Origin of the sequence: Mycobacterium sp. E787 (genome assembly GCF_001668725.1) — a bacterium.
Lineage (GTDB): Bacteria > Actinomycetota > Actinomycetes > Mycobacteriales > Mycobacteriaceae > Mycobacterium.
In genome coordinates this window covers 1-2,226 of sequence record NZ_LZKL01000002.1, presented here as the reverse complement: position 1 = coordinate 2,226, position 2,226 = coordinate 1, and the positions used below count along the sequence as shown (strand labels likewise).

The window sequence follows — 2,226 nt, the reverse complement described above, 5'->3', positions numbered from 1 at the left end:
GCCGACGACGATGCGACCGCGCAGCGGGCGAGGAGGAGCGGCGCAATAGCCGAAGCCGACGACGATGCGACCGCGCAACGGGCGAGGAGGAGCGGCGCAATAGCCGAAGCCGACGACGATGCGACCGCGCAGCAGGCGAGGAGCGGCGCAATAGCCGAAGCCGACGGCGATGATGCCGGCGCAGCCGGGTCCGCGCGGACCCCACCCGCTTGCGGGGGAGAGTTGCGCCCGTGACCCTGGTCCTGCGATATGCCGCCCGCAGCGATCGCGGCCTGGTACGCGCCAACAACGAAGACTCGGTTTATGCGGGCGCGCGGCTGCTGGCCCTGGCCGACGGCATGGGCGGTCACGCGGCCGGGGAGGTGGCCTCCCAGTTGGTGATCGCCGCGCTCGCCCATCTTGACGACGACGAGCCCGGCGGCGACTTGCTCGCCAAGCTCGACTCGGCCGTCCGCGCCGGCAACGCGGCGATAGCCGCGCAGGTCGAGATGGAGCCCGACCTCGAGGGCATGGGCACCACGCTTACCGCAATCCTGTTCGACGGCAACAGGATTGGGCTGGTACACATCGGTGACTCGCGTGGGTACCTGCTGCGCGACGGCGAGCTCACCCAGATCACGAAGGACGACACGTTCGTCCAAACCCTGGTGGACGGGGTGGCGCTGGAAGACGTCGGGGGCGCACTGACATTCGGCTCGGTGGTCCCGGGCGGGGAGGTGGCGCGCGGCGGTGGACAGGGCGGCAACAGGGAATTGGCCGACAGTTCGCGCAGCTGCCCGATGGCGTCGTCGAGGGTGCCGGCCGGGAGCCCGGCCTGCACCTGTGCGCGTTCGGGAGGGCGCAGGTCTTGCAGTTGCATCAGGCGGCAGTCGAGGTGACCGCCGCTTTGGCTGGAACTGATCAGGGACAGCTCGTTGCGCGCGTTGAGGCAGCCGATCAGATACGGCTCGTGCAGGGACATCCCGAGCAGCGACCCCTGGATCCCCCGCAGGATCGACACCAGGCCGTTGTATTCCGCGACGTAGTAGTTGCTGCGGATGATCGCCCGGCCGATGCCCAGACCGGCGAGCACCAGCAATACGACCAGCGTGACCACGATCGCCATTCGCCGCCGCGACCATCGCGACCGACGCGGTGTTTCCTCTTGTGCCGGAACGCGTTTGGCGACCTCGTCGCGGGGCCTGATGGCCGAGGCGCGGCCGGCCGAGGTGTTGGGCAGGGTCAGCTGGTCGTCCTCGCCCGACACCGCGCCGGCCAGAATCGGCTGCGTCTGGCCGTAGTCGTAGTCGACGACGTCGGCGACCACGACGGTCACGTTGTCCGGACCGCCGCCGCGCAGCGCCAATTCGATGAGGCGGTAAGCGCTCTCGGCCACGTCGGGGATCTGCAGCGCCTCGAGGATGGTTTCGTCGCTGACGGGGTCGGACAGGCCGTCGGAGCAGAGCAGGTAGCGGTCGCCGGCCCGCGCCTCGCGCATGGTCAGGGTGGGCTCGACCTCGTGGCCCGTCAGCGCCCGCATGATCAGCGACCGCTGCGGGTGGCTGTGCGCCTCTTCCCGCGTGATGCGCCCTTCGTCCACCAGGGTTTGGACGAACGTGTCGTCCTTCGTGATCTGGGTGAGCTCGCCGTCGCGCAGCAGGTACCCACGCGAGTCACCGATGTGTACCAGCCCAATCCTGTTGCCGTCGAACAGGATTGCGGTAAGCGTGGTGCCCATGCCCTCGAGGTCGGGCTCCATCTCGACCTGCGCGGCTATCGCCGCGTTGCCGGCGCGGACGGCCGAGTCGAGCTTGGCGAGCAAGTCGCCGCCGGGCTCGTCGTCGTCAAGATGGGCGAGCGCGGCGATCACCAACTGGGAGGCCACCTCCCCGGCCGCGTGACCGCCCATGCCGTCGGCCAGGGCCAGCAGCCGCGCGCCCGCATAAACCGAGTCTTCGTTGTTGGCGCGTACCAGGCCGCGATCGCTGCGGGCGGCATATCGCAGGACCAGGGTCACGGGCGCAACTCTCCCCCGCAAGCGGGTGGGGTCCGCGCGGACCCGGCTGCGCCGGCATCATCGCCGTCGGCTTCGGCTATTGCGCCGCTCCTCGCCTGCTGCGCGGTCGCATCGTCGTCGGCTTCGGCTATTGCGCCGCTCCTCCTCGCCCGTTGCGCGGTCGCATCGTCGTCGGCTTCGGCTATTGCGCCGCTCCTCCTCGCCCGCTGCGCGGTCGCATCGTCGTCGGC

Annotated in this window: 2 protein-coding genes and 2 pseudogenes; 2 read left to right on the top strand and 2 right to left on the bottom strand. The window is 70.0% G+C overall.

The genetic code is table 11. The features are described from left to right. Together A5705_RS28315 and A5705_RS29085 are read left to right on the top strand one after the other, a co-directional pair. Positions 1–234, top strand: a 234-nt coding sequence (locus tag A5705_RS28315) for a hypothetical protein (RefSeq protein WP_231982334.1), incomplete at its 5' end; no start/stop codon positions are given. A gap of 104 nt (positions 235–338) precedes the next feature. Then, positions 339–572: pseudogene (locus A5705_RS29085) on the top strand (PP2C family serine/threonine-protein phosphatase); the annotation flags it as partial. 106 nt (positions 573–678) lie between these two features. On the opposite strand, the pseudogene A5705_RS00015 reads toward A5705_RS29085, so the two are convergent. Together A5705_RS00015 and A5705_RS28310 are read right to left on the bottom strand one after the other, a co-directional pair. Next, positions 679–1,996 (bottom strand): annotated as a pseudogene (locus tag A5705_RS00015) (PP2C family serine/threonine-protein phosphatase); the annotation flags it as partial. Continuing rightward, the coding region (locus tag A5705_RS28310; RefSeq protein WP_231982334.1) for a hypothetical protein at positions 1,993–2,226 on the bottom strand (234 nt) is incomplete at its 5' end. The pseudogene A5705_RS00015 and the gene A5705_RS28310, both read right to left, overlap by 4 nt.